The sequence below is a fragment of the Ruegeria pomeroyi DSS-3 genome (assembly GCF_000011965.2).
Classification (GTDB): Bacteria; Pseudomonadota; Alphaproteobacteria; order Rhodobacterales; family Rhodobacteraceae; genus Ruegeria_B; species Ruegeria_B pomeroyi.
On the sequence record NC_003911.12, the window covers coordinates 2,232,699 to 2,249,398 of the forward strand.

Here is a 16,700-nt window from a genome sequence, read left to right on the forward strand (position 1 = left end):
CCCGGTGCTGGACATCGCGCCTTCCTCTTGCATCAAACATCCCCGGCCGCAGGCATCACGCGGCAGGCACGATACCCGCCTCAGCTCGCACTCAGGCGCAGGGCCAGATCGGCCGCCCCGCCGCCGGTGCGCAGCAAGGCCCAGATCTCGTCGGCAAGGCTGCCGCCGATCAGCTTGGCCGCCTTGGCGCGTACCCGTTCCTCGCGCTCGGCAAGCGTCAATGGCGCCATCAGGTCGTGGCTCACCTCCTGCCGTTGACCGTCGCGGCGCAGCAGCGACAGATGCGCCTGGGTCTCGCTCAGACTGTCATCGCCGATCACCTCGACCCGGTCGCGCAGTTCGATCAGACGGGGATCGGCGCAAAGAGCGTCCGAATAGCTGTCAAGCCGCGCGGTATCATGCCCCAGCGCCCGCATCGCCAGCACCGTGCCATAGGAGAACTTGGCCCCCAGCCCGGTGCTGGGCGCCTGCTGGTTGCACACGCTCAGCCAGCGCGGATGGGTGCGCACGCTCAGCTGCGCCACCTCGGGCGCGGCGATATCCAGACTGCGCGCCGCCTCCAGCGCCGCATGCAGCCCGTGGCAGCAGGCATGGAACTTGTGGCTGACCTGGTCGAACAGCCAGCTCTCGCCCAGACCCTCCAGCGCCGACATCTCATCCGCGCCGTGATGGGTGGCGCCAAAGCCGTATTCGCCCTCCATCGCCAGCGGATTGGCGTCAAAACCACGTCGCACCAGTTCCACCGCCTCGATCCCGGCGGCGGCGGCAAGGCCCGCGTTATAGGGTTTGCCCATGGTGCCGAACTGCGCCTTCAGCCCGGCGGCACGGGTGGCGGTCAACCCCAGCGCCTGCGCCATCCGCTGCGGCGTCAATCCGGCCAGCCGCCCGGCGGCGGCGGCGGCGCCAAAGGCGCCAGCGGTGGCGGTCTGGTGAAACCCCGCCTGATAATGCCCGCGCCCCAGCCAGAGACCGACGCGCACCGACAGTTCCATCCCCACCAGCGCGGCCTCCAGCAGTTCGACAATGGCGGCATCGCGCGACTCGGCCATGGCCAGGACGGCGGGGAACACCGCCACCGACGGGTGGCCGATATGGGCGAAATGGGTGTCGTCGTAATCCAGCGCATGGGACACGGTCCCGTTGACCAGCGCCGCCCCGCGCAGGGGTGCCGCGCCGCCACCGAACAGATGCGCGCGCGCAGTCCCGCCCTCCTCCAGCACCATCTCGCGCAGGATGCGCGAGACCGGTTCTTCGACCCCGGCCCGACCGACCGCGATCCAGTCAAGCGCGGACAGCGACGTGACCAGTCTGGCGGCGGGCGTCGTGGTGATGGAACCGGTGGCGAATTCGGCAAGGGTGCGGGTCAACTCTGGCATGAGGCGCAGTCTAGCGCCGGACGGACCCGCGTAAAGAGGGCATCGCTCAGCCGTAAAGCGCCCTTGCCCGTTCCTCGAAGGCGCGCACGATCCGGTGCATCGCCTCGTTGAACACAAGGCCGATCACCCCTTGCAGGATGGCGTTCCTGAATTCGAAATCCACGTGAAAGGAGACGTCGCAGCCCCCCTCGGGCGCATCGGCAAAGGCCCAGTCGGACTTCAGGTATTTGAACGGACCGTCCAGATATTCGGTGTCGATCCGCATCTCGCCCGGAAACAGGGTAACCCGGCTGCCGAACCGTTCGCGAAACACCTTGAACGAGATCACCAGATCGGCCTCCATCACCTGCGCCGCGCCCTGGGGCGTGATGCTGCGGATGCGGGCGGCCGCGCACCAGGGCAGGAATTGCGGATATTTCGCCACATCGGCAACCAGATCGTACATCTGCTGGGCACTGTAAGGCAGGCGTCGGGTTTCCGAATGTGTGGGCATCTGTCCTTGGGCATTTGTTGATGACAATGGCGCGTCATGTCGTATGTTGCGCGCCAAAGATCAAGGGGGCTGCGATGACTGACCGCGCTTATGTTATTGACGAGATGATCTCGGCCAAGGCCATCGCGGCGCGGATTGAGGCGCTGTGCCGCGAGATCCAGACCGAGTTCGCCGATACCGACAAGCTGGTGGTGGTGGGCCTGTTGCGCGGCAGCTTCGTGTTCATCGCCGATCTGGTGCGCGAGCTTAATCTGCCGATCGAGGTCGATTTCCTAGAAGCCTCCTCTTATGGCGACGCGATGGAATCCAGCCGCGAGGTGCGTATCCTCAAGGACCTGCGCAGCCCGATCGAGGGGCGCGATGTGCTGGTGGTCGAGGATATCGTCGATACCGGTCACACGCTGAACCATGTCACCCATCTGCTGCTCAGCCGGATGCCGAAGCGGTTGAAATCCATTGCGCTGCTGGACAAGCCGAGCCGGCGCGAAGTGGATTTCCGCGCCGACTGGATAGGGTTCGAGATCCCCGATGAATTCGTGGTGGGCTATGGGATCGACTTTGCCCAACGCAACCGCAACCTGCCCTTCATCGGCAAGGTCCGCTTTACCGAAGCCTGAGGCGGCACAATACCGGCGCGGCGCAATCCAAGAAAATTCGTCGAATTTTCTTGGCCCCGGCTCACGGGCCGAACCGCGCCGCCCGCGCGCGCAGCGCCTGGCAGAGAAGGCCGCGCACCCGGATCAGACGCGGCACATCGGCCAGCTCCTCGTGACAGGCGACCCAGATCGGGGTTGCGGTCTCGGGTGGCAGGCCGACCTCAAGCCGCACCAGACGGGGATCGTCACGCGCGATGAAGCAGGGCAGCAAGGCCCGCCCCAGCCCCTGCGCCACCATCTCGCGCAGTACCAGGAAACTGTCGGCCGACCCGATCGCGGCACCACGCTCCAGCTGCGGTTCCAACCAGGCCCAGGGGCGCGACCGCCGCATCGCCCCGTCAAAGCCCAGCCAGCCCGCGTTTTCGCAGCCCGGCGCCGCATAGGCGGCAAAGGCCATGCTGATCGGGCTCTCGCCCACCAGCCCTTCGGGCAGGACCGGGGCCGGGCGCAGGGTCAGCTCGGCCTCGAGCCGCGACAGGTTCAGGTGGCTGTTGGTCGAGATCAGCGACAGCCGCAATTCGCCCGCGCTCTGGCGCAGATCGGCGAGGATCTCGGGCAGCAGGCATTGGCATAGCGTATCGGTCGAGGTCACCCGCACATGCCCGGCCAAAGGCGCATCCAGCCCCTGCGCCAGCTGGTGCACCGACTGCACCGCCTGCCCCACCTCGCGGGCCGCCGCGATCAGCCGCAACCGGTCGGGACGCAGCACATAACCGCGCGGGGTGCGGTCGAACACCTGGGTGCCGACGCTCTCCTCAAAGGCGGCGATGCGGCGCAGAACGGTGGCGTGATTGACCCCCATCTGCCGCGATGCCCCCGCGACGCTGCCCGCTTCGACCACGGACAGCACGAATTGCAGATCGTCCCAGTTCAACCTGTGCAAGATTAGAGACCCTTTAACCAGAAATGCAGACTATCCGCTAAGATTAACACAAGTACACTTGGGGATGTTGTCATTATCTTTCCTGCAACGGAGACGGGACATGTTTGCAAAGACCAAGACCGCCATCGCCGCCGCCACGCTGTGTGCCGTGGGGGGGCTGGCCCTGGCCGGTAGCCATGCACAGGGCGAATTCGCCCGTGAAATCAAGGCCCGCCAGGCGCAGATGACGCTGTACGCCTTCAACCTCGGTATCCTGGGCGCCATGGCCAAGGGCGAGGCCGAGTATGATGCCGAGGCCGCCGCGCTGGCCGCCAACAACCTGGCCGCCGCCAAGTCGATCTGGATGCCCACCGCCTGGCCCGCCGGGTCCGACAATGCCTCGGTCGAGGGGACCCGCGCTCTGCCCGCGATCTGGGCCGCCGATTCGGATATCGGCGCCAAGTCGCAGGCGATGGGTGAGGCGGTCGCGGCCCTGCAGGCCGCCGCCGGGACCGATCTTGAAGCGCTGCGCGGGGCCATCGGCCCGGTTGGCGCCTCTTGCGGCGGGTGTCACAAGCCCTTCCGCGCCGAAGAGTGACGCGCGCGCCGGTCCCGGCTAGACTGGGACCGGTTTCTTGTTTCTGACGGAGGCGCGGATGAAGCTCTTGCGCATCGGTGCGGTGCTGGCGCTTGCCGGTCTTGTGGTGTTCTGGCTGATCACCCGGCCCGAACGCTTGGCTCAGGGCGCTTTGGACGGTGTCGAGGGCGATGCCGCGCGGGGCGCGCTGGTCTTTGCCGCCGCCGGTTGCGCCTCGTGCCATGCGGCGCCGGGCGCCGAGGGCGAGGCCAAGCTGGTTCTGGCCGGGGGCGAGGGCTTTGCCAGCCCGTTCGGCACCTTCTATGCGCCCAATATCTCGCCCTCGCCCGACCACGGGATCGGTGGCTGGAGCCAGCTGGACCTGGCCAATGCCATGATGCACGGCACCTCACCCGAGGGGCAGCATTATTACCCCGCCTTTCCTTTCGTCTCTTATGCCAATACCGAGTTGGGCGATATCGCCGATCTCTATGCCTATCTGATCACCCTGCCCGTTTCGGACACGCCAAGCCGGCCCCATGACGTGGGATTTCCTTTCAACATCCGGCGCGGGCTGGGGATGTGGAAGCTGCTCAACACGGGCAAGGGCTGGGTGATGACCGACCCCGCCGACGCGCAGGTCACGCGCGGGCGCTATCTGGTCGAGGCGCTGGGCCATTGTGGCGAATGCCACACGCCGCGCGATGCGCTGGGCGGATTGCAGCGCGACAAATGGCTGTCCGGCGGTCCGATTCCCGGCAGCAAGGGGCGCTTTCCCGATCTGACGCCCAAGGCCCTGACGTGGAGCGCCGAGGACATCGCCTATTATCTGGAAACCGGGTTCACCCCCGATTACGACAGCGCCGGCGGCGCCATGGCGGATGTGATCCAGAACACCGCACAACTGCCGCCCGAGGATCGCGCCGCCATTGCCGCCTATCTCAAGGCGCTGCCTGTGAATTGACCGGGCCGGTCCCCAGCACCGAACGCAGGGCGCGCTCAAAGATACCGGCACCCACCGGAATCAGCGCATCGGGAAAGTCGTAGTCGGGGTTGTGCAACTGCGGATGGCCAACCCCGGCCCCCAGCCACAGCATCGCGGCCTCGGCCCCCTTGCCGAACTGCCCGAAATCCTCGGAGAACTTTTGCGGCTGCTCCGTCAGAACCAGGGGCACGTCCCCCGCGCGGCAGGCCCCGGCCAGCAGATCGACGGCGGCGGGATGGTTGGTGCAGGCCTCGAACACATCGTCATAGGAAATCTCGACCCGCAGCCCGGCGGGCTCGGCATGGGCGCGCACCAGCGCCTCGGCCTCCCCCATCAGTGTGGCCATACGCGCATCGGTGACGGTGCGCAGGGTGACCCAGAGCGCCCCCTCGCCCGGTGCCACGCCGAATGTCGGCTCGCCCAGCCGGGCATGGGTGAGCGTGGTCAGGGCAAAGCCGTCATCCAGCGCCCCACCCGGCCCCAGCGCCGCCAGCCGTGGCATCAGCGCCGCCATCACACCCGCGGGCGACAGCCCGTCCTGTGGCGCCGCCGCATGTGAGGTTTTGCCAAAAAGCCGGATCGCCATCCCGCGCGAGGCGCAGTTGGTCGCGCGCGCGCAAAGCTCAACCATGCCCAGCGGCAGGCCCGGCAGGTTGTGCAGGGACAGCACCGTGTCGGGCGCCACCTCGGCAAAGCGCGGATCGGCCCGCAGCGCCATGGCGCCCTTGCCGGTTTCCTCGGCCGGTTGAAAGATCAGGATCGCCCGGCCCCGTGCCGGGCGCCGCGCCGCCAGCGCCTCACCCACTGCCAGCACGATGACCATATGGCCGTCATGACCGCAAAGATGCCCGTGGCCCGGCGTCTCGCTGGCATAGGCCAAGTCGGTCTCTTCGGGAATGGGCAGCGCGTCCAGCTCGCAGCGGATAGCAACACTGGGCCCCGCGACGCCGCTGTCAAAGACGGCAACCACGCCGTGCCCACCCAGACCGGTCAGCACCCGGTCGGCGCCCATCTCGCGCAGCAGCCCCGCCACCGTCGCGGCGGTACGCGCCTCGGCGCCCGAGATCTCGGGCGCGCGGTGCAGCGCATGGCGCAGCGCCGTCAGCCGCGCCAGATCGCCGGGGGTCATGCCAGGCCGAGCTTCTTCTGCCGGGCGTCCCGCAGGCGCGCAAAGTCGTCGCCCGCGTGGTAGGACGAGCGCGTCAGCGGCGTTGCCGAGACCATCAGGAAGCCCTTGCCATAGGCGGCTTTCTCATAAGAGGCGAATTCATCGGGATGCACGAAACGATCGACCCGGTGATGTTTCGGTGTCGGTTGCAGATACTGGCCGATGGTCAGGAAATCGATATCGGCGGCGCGCATGTCGTCCATCACCTGGCGCACCTGCTGTTCGGTCTCACCCAGGCCGACCATGATGCCGGATTTGGTAAAGATCGACGGATCCAGCTCCTTGACCCGCTGGAGCAGACGCAGCGAGTGGAAATAGCGCGCGCCGGGGCGCACCTCGGGGTACAGGCCCGGCACGGTTTCCAGATTGTGGTTGAACACGTCGGGCTTGGACGCAACCACGACTTCCAGCACCTCGGGCGCGCATTTCAGGAAATCGGGCGTCAGGATCTCGATCGTGGTCGAGGGGCTGCGATGGCGGATGGCACGGATGGTCTGGGCAAAATGCTCGGCCCCGCCATCGGCCAGGTCGTCGCGGTCGACGCTCGTGATCACCACATGGTTCAGCCCCAGCTTCTCCACCGCATGGGCCACCCGGCCCGGCTCGAACGCGTCCAGCGCGTCGGGGCGCCCGGTGGCGATGTTGCAGAAGGTGCAGCCACGGGTACAGATCTCGCCCATGATCATCATGGTGGCGTGGCCCTGGCTCCAGCATTCGCCGACGTTCGGGCATCCGGCCTCTTCACAGACGGTGACCAGGTTGTTGTCGCGCATGATCCGGCGGGTATCGGCATAGCCCTTGCCCCCCGGCGCCTTGACCCGGATCCAGTCCGGTTTCTTGGGTTGCGCCTGGTCGGGGCGATGCGCCTTTTCGGGGTGGCGCTGCTCGGGGATCTTCAGGTCACGCACGGGCGGGTTTCCCTTGTCTGGAACGGTTGCAGCACCCTCTAACATAACGCGGCGTCACAGGTAAGACCATGGCTGCATGGCCGCCATGCATTTGCGGCCCCAACCGCCTGCCATGATGCTGCACATGCAGCAGTTCGCCGTTGAAGCCGGTTTGGATTCACACTAACGCTCGCCCGGCAAATACAATTCCAAGGAGAGCGTCTGATGAAGACCGGAGCATCCCTTCCCAATGTAATCTTCCACACCCGGGTGCGCGACGAGGCCGTTGGCGGCCCCAATCCCTATCGCTGGCAGGACATGACCACCGCAGCTTACTTTGCCGGCAAGCGCGTGGTGCTGTTCTCGCTGCCCGGCGCGTTTACCCCCACCTGCTCGACCTATCAGCTGCCCGGTTTCGAAAACGGCTTTGCCGATTTCCAGAACCAGGGCATCGACGCGATCTATTGCATGTCCGTGAATGACAGCTTTGTCATGAACAAATGGGCCGAGGCACAAGGCCTGAAGAACGTCACCGTGATCCCGGACGGTTCGGGCGAGTTCACGCGCAAGATGGGCATGCTGGTCGACAAGGACAATCTGGGTTTCGGCTTTCGCTCGTGGCGCTATGCGGCCATCGTCAACGATGGCAAGATCGAGGCCTGGTTCGAAGAACCCGGCCTGATGGACAACTGCCCCGAGGACCCTTATGGCGTCACGTCGCCCGAAACGGTGCTGAACTGGCTGGTTGCCGCCAATAGCGAAGTTGCCGCCTGATCCATCGTTCGGATCCGGCCATCGAATACCCGCGCGCCCCGCGCGGGTATTTTCGTTTGGAACATGCGCTGCACGGGTCTTGAGCCGGGTAAGCATGTGACGGCGCTGACCTGGTCTGCTAGCGTCACCACAGGTGGTCATAGCCCGGGCGAACGCAGCAATGCCAAAGATCGACAAACTCCCATGGCGAGATCACGCGGGCGGCGCCCATCCGATCACGGGCCAGGCTGACGGGCCCTATTCGGTCAGACCGCTGGGCGATGTCATCGGCCTGTCCCAATACGGTATCCATCTGGAACGCCTGCGCCCGGGTTCACGCTCGTCCCATCGCCATTGGCATGAGGGCGAAGACGAGTTCGTCTATGTGATCTCCGGCGAGCTGATTCTGATCGAGGATGAAGAGACGGTTCTGACCGCTGGCGACGCGGCGGGATGGCCGGGGGGCATGCCGGTTGCCCATTGCCTGGAAAACCGGTCCGATTGCGATGCTGTCTTTCTGGTCGTAGGCACGCGCCTGGATCGCGATATCGTGCATTATCCCGACCATGACCTGATCCTGCACCGGGACAACAACAGGCGCCAGTACACGCGCACCGATGGTTCACCGATTGAGGGCGAATCCTGACCCTTTGCCGTTTGCGCCACTCCGCGATGTGGGCCCGCAGCACGCGGACTGGCCGTTTGCGCAACGGCGGGCCGGCCCTAGCCCCTTTCCGGCGTTGATGGCTGGGTTTCGCGGGTTTCGGTGACGATCCCCTCGCCCACCTGGCGGATGATGCGTTCCAGATCGTCGAACCAGCGCGCCCGATAGGTCGAACTGCGCCGCACCAGCCCGACAGTGCGGGCCGGTTCCGGCGTGCGAAAACGGTGCAACCGCAAGCCCGGCACCGCCGCCAGTTCCGAGCGCGCCGCCAGTTCCGGCATCAGGGTCAGACCAAAGCCCTCGGCCACCAGCCGCGACAGGGTCGCCAGCGACGAGGCGCCCATGTTGATGCCCGCCGCTGCCCGGTCATGGCCACAGACCTCCAGCGCCTGATCGGTCAGGCAATGGCCATCCTCCAGCAGCATCAACTGCGTGGGCTGCAGGTCGGTCGGCCGCAGCGCCTCGACCCCCTGCGACAGGCGCTCAAGCCGGGACCAGGACCCGGCCAGCAGGAAACGGTCGCGAAACAGCTCGACCGAGGTCAGCCCCGCCTGCGATACCGGCAGGGCCAGAACGGCGGCGTCCAGCTCTCCCTTGTGCAACGCCTGCAGCAGCTGTTCGGTGCGCGCCTCGCGCACATGCACCCGCAAGGACAGGTTCTGCGCCCGCAGCTCGGCCAGCACGCCGGGCAGAAGATAGGGCGCCATGGTGGGAATAAGGCCCAGCGACAGGCTTGCCGCGCCGGCCTGGTCGCGGGCGAACCGGTCCAGCCGGTCGGCACTGGCCAAAGCCTGATCGACCAGCGGCAGCACGCTACGCCCCAGCGGCGTCAGCACCACGTCGCGGGCACGCCGTTCGACCAGCGGCCCGCCCAACACCTCTTCCAATGCGCGGATCTGCACCGACAGCGCAGGCTGCGAGACATGGCAGACCTCGGCCGCGCGGCCAAAGTTGCGCTGCTCGACCAATGCCTTGAAATAATGGAGTTGCCGGAGGGTGAAGCTCATAAGCGAAACATATCGCAATCACCCTTGGCGACAACCCGGGATTATCCGATCAGACGGTCGCGCCCGCTCTGCTCCTCGTAATGCCGCTTGAGTCGTTGCAGGGCGATGCGCAGCACGATCTTGCCCGAGCGCGCCGACCAGCCCATGCGTTTCTCGGCCAGTTCCAGCCCCTCCAGATAACAGCAGCAGCGCAGTGCCACGTCGCTCAGCCCCGGGCCCAGATCGGACAGCGCGCGCGCCACCCGGTTGCGGGCCGCTTCGGGGCCGTGGCCGATACCGCTGTCAGCTTGAAAACCGCCCCGCGCGCCACCAGTCAGGAAGCGGTCCCAGTTCTGCGCAATGTTGGGCCCCATCTGCGCCAGTTCGAAATCCTCGCGCAGCCGTTCGCCCGCCCGCACCAGCGTGTCATCCAGAAACGGCTGGCCGTCGCGATCCTTGCGTCGGGCCAGCGCGATCAGCGGGCTTTCGGCCATGTTGTAGCGCACCCGGCGCGGCCGTTCGCCCGCCTCGCCATCGACGGTCTTGTCGCCCATCACCCGGTGTTGCGCGGCAAAGGGGCTTTGCGCCTCTGCGAACCCGTCCTGGGCGGCGCGGGCGCGATTCTCGGCCTCGGCCAACAGCCGGCCCAGGGCACCCCGCCCGGCGGTTGTCAGGTAATAGCGGCTGATCCGGCCCGGCTTGTCACAGGCGATCCAGTCCTTCAGGGCCAGCGCCTGTGCCATGGCGCAACTGACCACGGCGGTGCGGGTATTGCCGCCCTTGCCGTCGTCGCGCACCACCACGGCCTTGTCCATGTCCTCGGCCACCGCCAGCACAGCGCCGCTTTCGCACAGGCGCCGCAGGATGCGGGTGGCCTCCTGGTCAAAGGTGGCGCTGTCGGGTGTCTCCTCGGTCTGCGGGGCGGGCACTGTCATCGGGGCGGTATCCTCTGGCTGGGACCCACGGCGCGAAACCGGCGTTTTGCTGAGTTTCAGCGGCGGGAAATGGGCGGCCGCCAATGCTTCGAGCGCCGCGTCCACCAGGGGATCGTCCCGTCGCATCTCGACCCGCCGGATCTGGCGCAGCACGGTCGAGGCATGGCACCCCGCCCCGCGCGCCAGATCCCGGATCGAGAACCCCGCCTCGGTATGAGCCAGATAGCGCTGCGCGCTTTCGGGAACCCAGCCGGGGACGGTGTTTTCTGCCCAGTTACCCATCGTGTCCTACCCTCAAAGGCAAATTGACTGACCCTCTTATCCAGCAGTTATCCCCCGAGTTGCGCACACACCTTATGGTTGCATTAGTTACTTGTTCGTTAAGATACCTGCTGCTTTGCCCATCATTGTTTCGAAACTATAAACAGTTCTGAAGTCAGCGCACGGTAGTTTCCAGATCGAAGCAACACCCGCAATGGTTGTGGCAGAAATGTGGCGAACACATTTCCGGGGAAAGGAACCGTCATGCAAGACCTGATGACCATGGTATCGCAACTGCGCCGCCCGCGCCTGTTGATCCGCGCCGCGCGCTTTGGCCAGGCCGAATACAACCGCGACCGGCATCTGCAACGCATCCTGGGATACGGTAAGCTGCCGCGCCCGGCGGCGGCGCTGATGCGGCTGATGGAGCTGGAACGGGTGCTGGACGAGCAGCGGCGCGCGGATGATGCGGGCTATTCGCTGCCCCGGCATGTGGATCTGCTGATCGCCATGATGGGCGAGGCGCAGCTGGTTCAGACCAGCCACGCCCCGCAAAGCCTGCAACCTACATGAAGGCGTCGGGCATCGAGGCCTTCTTCTCGGCCACATAGGCCGCCAGCGCGGCGGCGATATCAGGGTCGAGCGTGGGCTGCTGATAGGCATCCATCAGCTTGTCGACCCGGCTCGAGGCCAGCGCATAGGTGTCGCGCGCGCCCTCTTCCTCCCAGGTTTCGAACGGCTTGTAGTCGAGCAGTTCGGATTTCCAGAAGGCGGATTTGAAATTGGCTTGGGTATGGGCACAGCCAAGGTAGTGGCCGCCCGGCCCCACCTCGCGGATGGCGCCCATCGCCTGATGTTCGGCATCCACCGGCACGCCCTTGGCCAGCCCGTGCAGCACGCCCAGCTGGTCGGCATCCATGACGAATTTCTCGAAATCCGCCACCAGACCGCCTTCGAGCCAGCCACAGGCATGCAGCATGAAGTTCACGCCCGAGAGCAGACCCATGTTGAGCGAGTTGGCGGTCTCGTAGGCCGCCTGCGCATCGGGCAGTTTCGAGCCGCAGAACGACCCGGCCGAGCGGAACGGCAGGCCCAGACGCCGCGCCAGCTGACCGGCGCCATAGGTGACCAGGCTTGCTTCGGGGGTGCCAAAGGTGGGCGCGCCCGAGTTCATGTCGATCGAGGACACGAAGGCGCCGAAGATCACCGGCGCGCCGGGGCGGACCAGCTGGCTATAGGCGACACCGGCCAGAACCTCGGCCAGAACCTGGGTCAACGTACCGGCCACCGACACCGGCGCCATGGCACCGCCGACGATGAACGGCGAGATGATGCAGGCCTGGTTGCTGGCTGCATAGACCTCGAGCGCGCCCATCATGATGTCGTCGAAGGTCATCGGCGAGTTGATGTTGATGAGCGAGGTCATCACCGTGTTGTCGCGCACGAATTCCTTGCCGAACAGGATCTCGCACATCTCGACCGAATCCTGCGCCCGTTCGGGTGCGGTGACCGAGCCCATGAACGGCTTGTCGCTCAGCGTCATATGCGCCATCAGCATGTCCAGGTGACGCTTGTTCACCGGGATGTCGGTGGGTTCGCACACTGTGCCGCCGGAATGGTGCAACCATTTCGACATATAGGCCAGTTTCACGAATTTCTCGAAATCGGCCATGGTGGCATAGCGGCGCCCGCCTTGGGCGTCACGCACGAAGGGCGGGCCATAGACCGGCGCCAGCACCAGGTTGCGGCCGCCGACCACCACCGATTTGGCGGGGTTGCGGGCATGCTGGGTGAACTGGCCCGGCGCGGTCGAACAAAGCTTGCGCGCCAGCCCGCGGGGGATGCGCACGCGCTCGTCCTCGACCTCGGCACCGGCCGCGCGCCAGCGTTCCAGCGCGGCGGGGTTGTTGACGAAGTTGACACCGATCTCGGCCAGCACCGTTTCCGCATTGGCCTCGATGATTTCGAGCGCTTCTTCGTTGAGAACCTCGAAATTGGGGATGTTACGTTCGATATATTTGGCGGTCTCGATCACAACCGCCGAGCGTTCGGCACGGCGGGCGGCACCGCCGCCGCCCCGGGCGCGTCGCCGGGTCATTGCCTCTTCCATGGTTGATCCCCTGGGTGATTGGTTAGCGTGGCCTGTCTTTTATCAGGCGCTTGCCGATTTCGAATGTGGATTGCGGCGCTCTGGGGGGAAAAGCGACATGTTTCGCGCCTTTGCGCGACAGTGCGCTGTCTCGTTCCGGTGCGGCCCCGTTTTCCATATGGAAAACGGCCCGGAAAACGTGCCGTTTTCCGGCACCGCCTCTTGCGCAACGCCGGGCCGCGCCCTAAGAGCCAGACATGAGCCAGACATCCCACGACCGCCTTCTGATCATCGACTTCGGCAGCCAGGTAACGCAGCTGATTGCCCGCCGCCTGCGCGAGCTGAACGTCTATTGCGAAATCCACCCCTATCAGAATGTCACGATGGACTTCGTGCGCGAAATGGCGCCACGGGCCGTGATCTTCTCGGGCGGGCCCGACAGCGTCACGCGCGAGGGTTCCCCCCGCGCGCCGCAGGAAATCTTTGACTATGGCGTGCCGATCCTGGGCATCTGCTATGGCCAGCAGACGATGATGACCCAGCTGGGCGGGCGCGTCGAATCCGGCCACGGCACCGCCGAATTCGGCCGCGCCTATGTCACCCCCAAGGGCACGCTCGACATTCTCGACGGCTGGTTCACCGACGGCCGCGAACAGGTCTGGATGAGCCATGGCGACCACGTGGCCGAAATCGCCCCCGGGTTCGAGGTCTACGGTACCTCGCCCGGCGCGCCCTTTGCCATCACCGCCGACACCAGCCGGCATTTCTACGCGGTTCAGTTCCACCCCGAGGTGCACCACACCCCCAACGGCGCAAAACTCTACGAGAATTTCGTGCGTCTGGCGGGATTCAAGGGCGACTGGACCATGGGGGCCTATCGCGAGGAAATGATCCGCACGATCCGCGAACAGGTCGGCGACAAAAAGGTCATCTGCGGCCTCTCGGGCGGCGTCGACAGTTCGGTCGCCGCGATCCTCATCCACGAGGCGATCGGCGACCAGCTCACCTGCGTCTTTGTCGATCACGGGCTGTTGCGCAAGAACGAGGCGACCGAGGTCGTCGGCATGTTCCGCGACAATTACAACATCCAGCTCATCCATGCCGACGAATCCGATCTGTTCCTGGGCGAGCTTGACGGCCAGTCCGACCCCGAGACCAAGCGCAAGATCATCGGCAAGCTCTTCATCGACGTGTTCCAGAAACATGCCGACACCATCGAGGGCGCCGAATTCCTGGCCCAGGGCACGCTGTATCCCGACGTGATCGAATCGGTTTCCTTCTCGGGCGGCCCCTCGGTCACCATCAAATCGCACCACAATGTGGGCGGCCTGCCGGAGAAGATGGGCCTGAAACTGGTCGAGCCGCTGCGCGAGCTGTTCAAGGACGAAGTCCGCGCGCTGGGTCGCGAGCTGGGCCTGCCCCAGTCGTTTATCGGTCGCCACCCCTTCCCTGGACCGGGCCTGGCCATCCGCTGCCCCGGCGAGATCACCCGCGAAAAGCTGGAGATCCTGCGCGAGGCCGACGCGATCTATATCGACCAGATTCGCAAGCACGGGCTCTATGACGAGATCTGGCAGGCCTTTGTCGCCATCCTCCCCGTCCGCACCGTCGGCGTGATGGGCGACGGGCGCACCTATGATTACGCCTGCGCCCTGCGCGCGGTGACCTCGGTCGACGGCATGACCGCCGATTATTACCCGTTCACCCACGAATTCCTGGGCGAGACCGCCACAAGGATCATCAACGAGGTCAAGGGCATCAACCGCTGCACCTATGACATCACCTCGAAACCGCCCGGAACCATCGAGTGGGAGTGACCATGCCCCCCGCACGGCCTGCCAGATAACGGCATGAGCCCCATAGCCCGCGCCGCGCTGTGGATGACCGGTGCCATCGCCTCGTTCTCGGCGATGGCCGTGGCCGGGCGCGAGTTGAGCGCGGTGCACGATACATTTGAAATCATGATGTATCGCAGCTTTGTGGGCGTGCTGGTGGTGTCGCTGATCCTGAGCGTCACCGGCACCTGGCATCAGGTCAGCACCCGCGCGCTGGGCCTGCACGCGTTGCGCAATGCGGTGCATTTCACCGGCCAGAACCTGTGGTTCTTTGCCGTGACCGTGATTCCGCTGGCACAGGTCTTTGCTCTGGAATTCACTCAACCGCTCTGGGTCATCCTGCTGTCACCGCTGCTCTTGGGCGAGCGGATGACGCGGGTGCGGGTGGCTGCGGCAGTGATCGGTTTCGTCGGTATCCTGATCGTTGCGCGCCCCGGCGCCAGCAGCCTCAACATTGGTATCCTGACGGCCGCCCTGTCAGCAATTTTCTTTGCGATGACAACGATTTCAACGAAGAAACTCACCCGGCTTGCCAGTATCGGCTGTATCATGTTCTGGCTGACGGTCATGCAGGCGGTGCTGGGGCTTGTGGCCTCGGGCCATGACGGGCAGATCGCCCTGCCGACTCTGGGCACCGCGCCTTATCTGGTGCTGGTCGGGCTCGCCGGTCTGCTGGCGCATTACTGCATCACCAACGCGCTGGCCATCGCGCCCGCCACCGTGGTTGTGCCCATCGACTTTGCCCGCCTGCCCACCATCGCGGTGGTCGGCATGCTGCTTTATGGCGAGGCGCTTGATATCTGGGTTCTGGTTGGCGCAGCGGTGATCTTTGCCGGCAATTACCTCAACATCCTGGCCGAGACCCGAAACACGGCCCGGTAACGCACTCTCAACCCGGCGCGAGCTGACCTTCGGTCAAGGATTGACCGATCTGTACACCCTCTTAGCTTGATCTCACCACTACGGGAGCCGCGCAGCCCCTCACCTGCGCGGGATGGAGATATCTAGGAGAACCCAAATGAAGAACGCGCTTTCGGGTGCGCTGGCGTTGTGCGCCCTGACGACGGCGGCACAGGCGGGCGGCCTTGACCGGTCCGGCCAGGGCATCAACATCCTCTTTGAGGAGGGCGACGCGATCCAGTTTCGCCTCGGCTGGACCGACCCCCGTGTCAGCGGCAGCCTGGGTGGCATGCCCTCGGGCAATGTGGCCAACAGCTTTGTCCTGCCGCATTTCGCCTATAAGAAAGCGCTGAGCGACCGGCTGGATTTCGCGCTGATCTATGACCAGCCCTTTGGCGCCGACATCACCTATGACGCCGCATACCCGCTGTCGCAGAACCCCGTGCCAGGTGGCCGCCGCGATGTTCTCAGGGCCAAGGCCGATACCGATGCGCTGACCGCCGTGTTCCGCTATCGCTTTGACCGCGGGCTGAGCGTGATCGGCGGCCTGCGCGCCCAGCGGGCCGAGGCCACCGTGACCGTTCCCGCCGCCGCCGGCTATAGCGTGACCACCGACAGCCCGGTCGATTTCGGCTATGTGGTGGGTGTCGCATGGGAACGGCCCGATATCGCCGCCCGGGTGGCGCTGACCTATAACTCGGCCATCGACCATACCCTGCAGCAAAGCGAAAGCCTGAACCCGCCGCCCCCGGCGCCGCCGGGATTCGTGGCCACCCTGCCCTCGACCAGCACGATCAGCACACCGCAATCGGTGAACCTCGATTTCCAGACAGGCATCGCCGCCGACACGCTGCTGTTTGGCAGCGTGCGCTGGGTCGACTGGACCGCGCTGGTCTATAACCCGCCCAACTATCCGCCGCTCACCAACCTGGTTGATTACGACAGCGATACGGTGACCTATTCGCTGGGCATCGGACGCAAGTTCTCCGAGGCCTTTTCGGGCGCGGTGACACTGGGGTACGAACGGCGCACGGGCGACAGCCTGTCCGATCTCGGCCCCACAGATGGGTTCTGGAGCATCGGTCTGGGCGGCACCTATTCGCTGGACAAGGCCAAGATTTCAGGTGGCGTGCGCTATACCGATCTGGGCGATGCCACCACCAACAACGGTGCCCGCTTTACCGGCAACAGCGCCTGGAGCGTCGGGCTTCAGATCACCTACGCGCTGAACTGATCAAGGCGCAGGAATCGGGTCGCGCGGGGGCCGCCCCAT

The 16,700-nt window shown here is 65.5% G+C and carries 17 protein-coding genes; 9 read left to right on the forward strand and 8 right to left on the reverse strand.

Features of this window, described 5'->3' with window-relative positions; all coding sequences use genetic code 11:
- Nucleotides 1-80 precede the first annotated feature (80 nt).
- Both SPO_RS10625 and SPO_RS10630 read right to left on the reverse strand, forming a co-directional pair.
- Nucleotides 81-1,376, reverse strand: coding sequence for an MmgE/PrpD family protein (locus tag SPO_RS10625; RefSeq protein ID WP_011047821.1), 1,296 nt, complete (start codon nt 1,374-1,376; stop codon nt 81-83).
- A 46-nt stretch (nt 1,377-1,422) separates the two neighbouring features.
- Complete coding sequence (locus SPO_RS10630; RefSeq protein WP_011047822.1) at nt 1,423-1,869, reverse strand: type II toxin-antitoxin system RatA family toxin; 447 nt, start codon at nt 1,867-1,869, stop codon at nt 1,423-1,425.
- Between the two features lie 74 nt (nt 1,870-1,943).
- Between SPO_RS10630 and hpt the strand changes: the two genes are divergently transcribed.
- Nucleotides 1,944-2,486 (forward strand): hypoxanthine phosphoribosyltransferase, encoded by a 543-nt coding sequence (hpt, locus tag SPO_RS10635; RefSeq protein WP_011047823.1) that lies wholly within the window; start codon nt 1,944-1,946, stop codon nt 2,484-2,486.
- Between the two features lie 61 nt (nt 2,487-2,547).
- On the opposite strand, the gene SPO_RS10640 is transcribed toward hpt, so the two are convergent.
- Complete coding sequence (locus SPO_RS10640) at nt 2,548-3,408, reverse strand: LysR family transcriptional regulator (protein WP_084790968.1); 861 nt, start codon at nt 3,406-3,408, stop codon at nt 2,548-2,550.
- 100 nt (nt 3,409-3,508) lie between these two features.
- On the opposite strand from SPO_RS10640, the gene SPO_RS10645 reads away from it, so the two are divergent.
- Nucleotides 3,509-3,985, forward strand: coding sequence for a c-type cytochrome (locus SPO_RS10645; RefSeq protein WP_011047825.1), 477 nt, complete (start codon nt 3,509-3,511; stop codon nt 3,983-3,985).
- A 58-nt stretch (nt 3,986-4,043) separates the two neighbouring features.
- On the forward strand, nt 4,044-4,928 hold the full coding sequence (locus SPO_RS10650; protein WP_011047826.1) for a c-type cytochrome: 885 nt from the start codon (nt 4,044-4,046) through the stop codon (nt 4,926-4,928).
- Here the strand turns inward: SPO_RS10650 and SPO_RS10655 are convergent.
- Both SPO_RS10655 and lipA read right to left on the reverse strand, forming a co-directional pair.
- Nucleotides 4,906-6,078 carry an amidohydrolase gene (locus SPO_RS10655; RefSeq protein WP_011047827.1) on the reverse strand — a complete coding sequence of 391 codons (1,173 nt, stop codon included), beginning with the start codon at nt 6,076-6,078 and terminating at the stop codon, nt 4,906-4,908. The two genes, SPO_RS10650 and SPO_RS10655, sit on opposite strands and share 23 nt — an antisense overlap.
- The gene (gene lipA, locus SPO_RS10660) at nt 6,075-7,025 is read right to left on the reverse strand and encodes a lipoyl synthase (protein ID WP_011047828.1); all 951 of its coding nucleotides are present in this window, start codon (nt 7,023-7,025) and stop codon (nt 6,075-6,077) included. The genes SPO_RS10655 and lipA overlap by 4 nt, the downstream gene beginning before the upstream one ends.
- A 204-nt stretch (nt 7,026-7,229) precedes the next feature.
- On the opposite strand from lipA, the gene SPO_RS10665 reads away from it, so the two are divergent.
- Together SPO_RS10665 and SPO_RS10670 are read left to right on the forward strand one after the other, a co-directional pair.
- The gene (locus SPO_RS10665; protein WP_011047829.1) at nt 7,230-7,778 is read left to right on the forward strand and encodes a peroxiredoxin; all 549 of its coding nucleotides are present in this window, start codon (nt 7,230-7,232) and stop codon (nt 7,776-7,778) included.
- 160 nt (nt 7,779-7,938) lie between these two features.
- A complete protein-coding gene (locus SPO_RS10670) occupies nt 7,939-8,403 on the forward strand; it encodes a cupin domain-containing protein (protein ID WP_011047830.1) in 465 nt (154 codons plus the stop codon).
- 77 nt (nt 8,404-8,480) lie between these two features.
- Here SPO_RS10670 and SPO_RS10675 read toward each other — a convergent pair whose 3' ends face one another.
- Together SPO_RS10675 and SPO_RS10680 are read right to left on the reverse strand one after the other, a co-directional pair.
- Nucleotides 8,481-9,428: a hydrogen peroxide-inducible genes activator gene (locus tag SPO_RS10675; protein ID WP_044028288.1), complete on the reverse strand. Its 948-nt coding sequence runs from the start codon at nt 9,426-9,428 to the stop codon at nt 8,481-8,483.
- Nucleotides 9,429-9,469: 41 nt separating this feature from the next.
- Nucleotides 9,470-10,624 carry a DUF6456 domain-containing protein gene (locus tag SPO_RS10680; RefSeq protein WP_011047832.1) on the reverse strand — a complete coding sequence of 385 codons (1,155 nt, stop codon included), beginning with the start codon at nt 10,622-10,624 and terminating at the stop codon, nt 9,470-9,472.
- A gap of 243 nt (nt 10,625-10,867) precedes the next feature.
- Here SPO_RS10680 and SPO_RS10685 point away from each other — a divergent pair, with 243 nt between their 5' ends.
- Nucleotides 10,868-11,176, forward strand: coding sequence for a DUF6477 family protein (locus SPO_RS10685; RefSeq protein WP_044028290.1), 309 nt, complete (start codon nt 10,868-10,870; stop codon nt 11,174-11,176).
- Here the strand turns inward: SPO_RS10685 and SPO_RS10690 are convergent.
- Nucleotides 11,169-12,713 carry a trimethylamine methyltransferase family protein gene (locus tag SPO_RS10690; protein WP_011047834.1) on the reverse strand — a complete coding sequence of 515 codons (1,545 nt, stop codon included), beginning with the start codon at nt 12,711-12,713 and terminating at the stop codon, nt 11,169-11,171. The genes SPO_RS10685 and SPO_RS10690 overlap by 8 nt on opposite strands.
- A 236-nt stretch (nt 12,714-12,949) precedes the next feature.
- Between SPO_RS10690 and guaA the strand changes: the two genes are divergently transcribed.
- From guaA to SPO_RS10705, 3 genes are all read left to right on the forward strand, one after another.
- On the forward strand, nt 12,950-14,509 hold the full coding sequence (gene guaA / locus SPO_RS10695) for a glutamine-hydrolyzing GMP synthase (RefSeq protein ID WP_011047835.1): 1,560 nt from the start codon (nt 12,950-12,952) through the stop codon (nt 14,507-14,509).
- Between the two features lie 33 nt (nt 14,510-14,542).
- Complete coding sequence (locus tag SPO_RS10700) at nt 14,543-15,409, forward strand: DMT family transporter (protein WP_011047836.1); 867 nt, start codon at nt 14,543-14,545, stop codon at nt 15,407-15,409.
- A gap of 136 nt (nt 15,410-15,545) precedes the next feature.
- On the forward strand, nt 15,546-16,661 hold the full coding sequence (locus SPO_RS10705) for an OmpP1/FadL family transporter (protein WP_044028292.1): 1,116 nt from the start codon (nt 15,546-15,548) through the stop codon (nt 16,659-16,661).
- The last annotated feature ends 39 nt before the right edge of the window (nt 16,662-16,700 follow it).

What these genes read in the sequence shown, in the direction of transcription:
- SPO_RS10625 (WP_011047821.1), bottom strand. Translation starts at nt 1,376, where the DNA reads ATGCCAGAGTTGACCCGCACCCTTGCCGAATTCGCCACCGGTTCCATC.
- SPO_RS10630 (WP_011047822.1), bottom strand. Translation starts at nt 1,869, where the DNA reads ATGCCCACACATTCGGAAACCCGACGCCTGCCTTACAGTGCCCAGCAG.
- hpt (WP_011047823.1), top strand. Translation starts at nt 1,944, where the DNA reads ATGACTGACCGCGCTTATGTTATTGACGAGATGATCTCGGCCAAGGCC.
- SPO_RS10645 (WP_011047825.1), top strand. Translation starts at nt 3,509, where the DNA reads ATGTTTGCAAAGACCAAGACCGCCATCGCCGCCGCCACGCTGTGTGCC.
- SPO_RS10650 (WP_011047826.1), top strand. Translation starts at nt 4,044, where the DNA reads ATGAAGCTCTTGCGCATCGGTGCGGTGCTGGCGCTTGCCGGTCTTGTG.
- SPO_RS10655 (WP_011047827.1), bottom strand. Translation starts at nt 6,078, where the DNA reads ATGACCCCCGGCGATCTGGCGCGGCTGACGGCGCTGCGCCATGCGCTG.
- SPO_RS10665 (WP_011047829.1), top strand. Translation starts at nt 7,230, where the DNA reads ATGAAGACCGGAGCATCCCTTCCCAATGTAATCTTCCACACCCGGGTG.
- SPO_RS10670 (WP_011047830.1), top strand. Translation starts at nt 7,939, where the DNA reads ATGCCAAAGATCGACAAACTCCCATGGCGAGATCACGCGGGCGGCGCC.
- SPO_RS10675 (WP_044028288.1), bottom strand. Translation starts at nt 9,428, where the DNA reads ATGAGCTTCACCCTCCGGCAACTCCATTATTTCAAGGCATTGGTCGAG.
- SPO_RS10680 (WP_011047832.1), bottom strand. Translation starts at nt 10,624, where the DNA reads ATGGGTAACTGGGCAGAAAACACCGTCCCCGGCTGGGTTCCCGAAAGC.
- SPO_RS10685 (WP_044028290.1), top strand. Translation starts at nt 10,868, where the DNA reads ATGCAAGACCTGATGACCATGGTATCGCAACTGCGCCGCCCGCGCCTG.
- SPO_RS10690 (WP_011047834.1), bottom strand. Translation starts at nt 12,713, where the DNA reads ATGGAAGAGGCAATGACCCGGCGACGCGCCCGGGGCGGCGGCGGTGCC.
- guaA (WP_011047835.1), top strand. Translation starts at nt 12,950, where the DNA reads ATGAGCCAGACATCCCACGACCGCCTTCTGATCATCGACTTCGGCAGC.
- SPO_RS10700 (WP_011047836.1), top strand. Translation starts at nt 14,543, where the DNA reads ATGAGCCCCATAGCCCGCGCCGCGCTGTGGATGACCGGTGCCATCGCC.
- SPO_RS10705 (WP_044028292.1), top strand. Translation starts at nt 15,546, where the DNA reads ATGAAGAACGCGCTTTCGGGTGCGCTGGCGTTGTGCGCCCTGACGACG.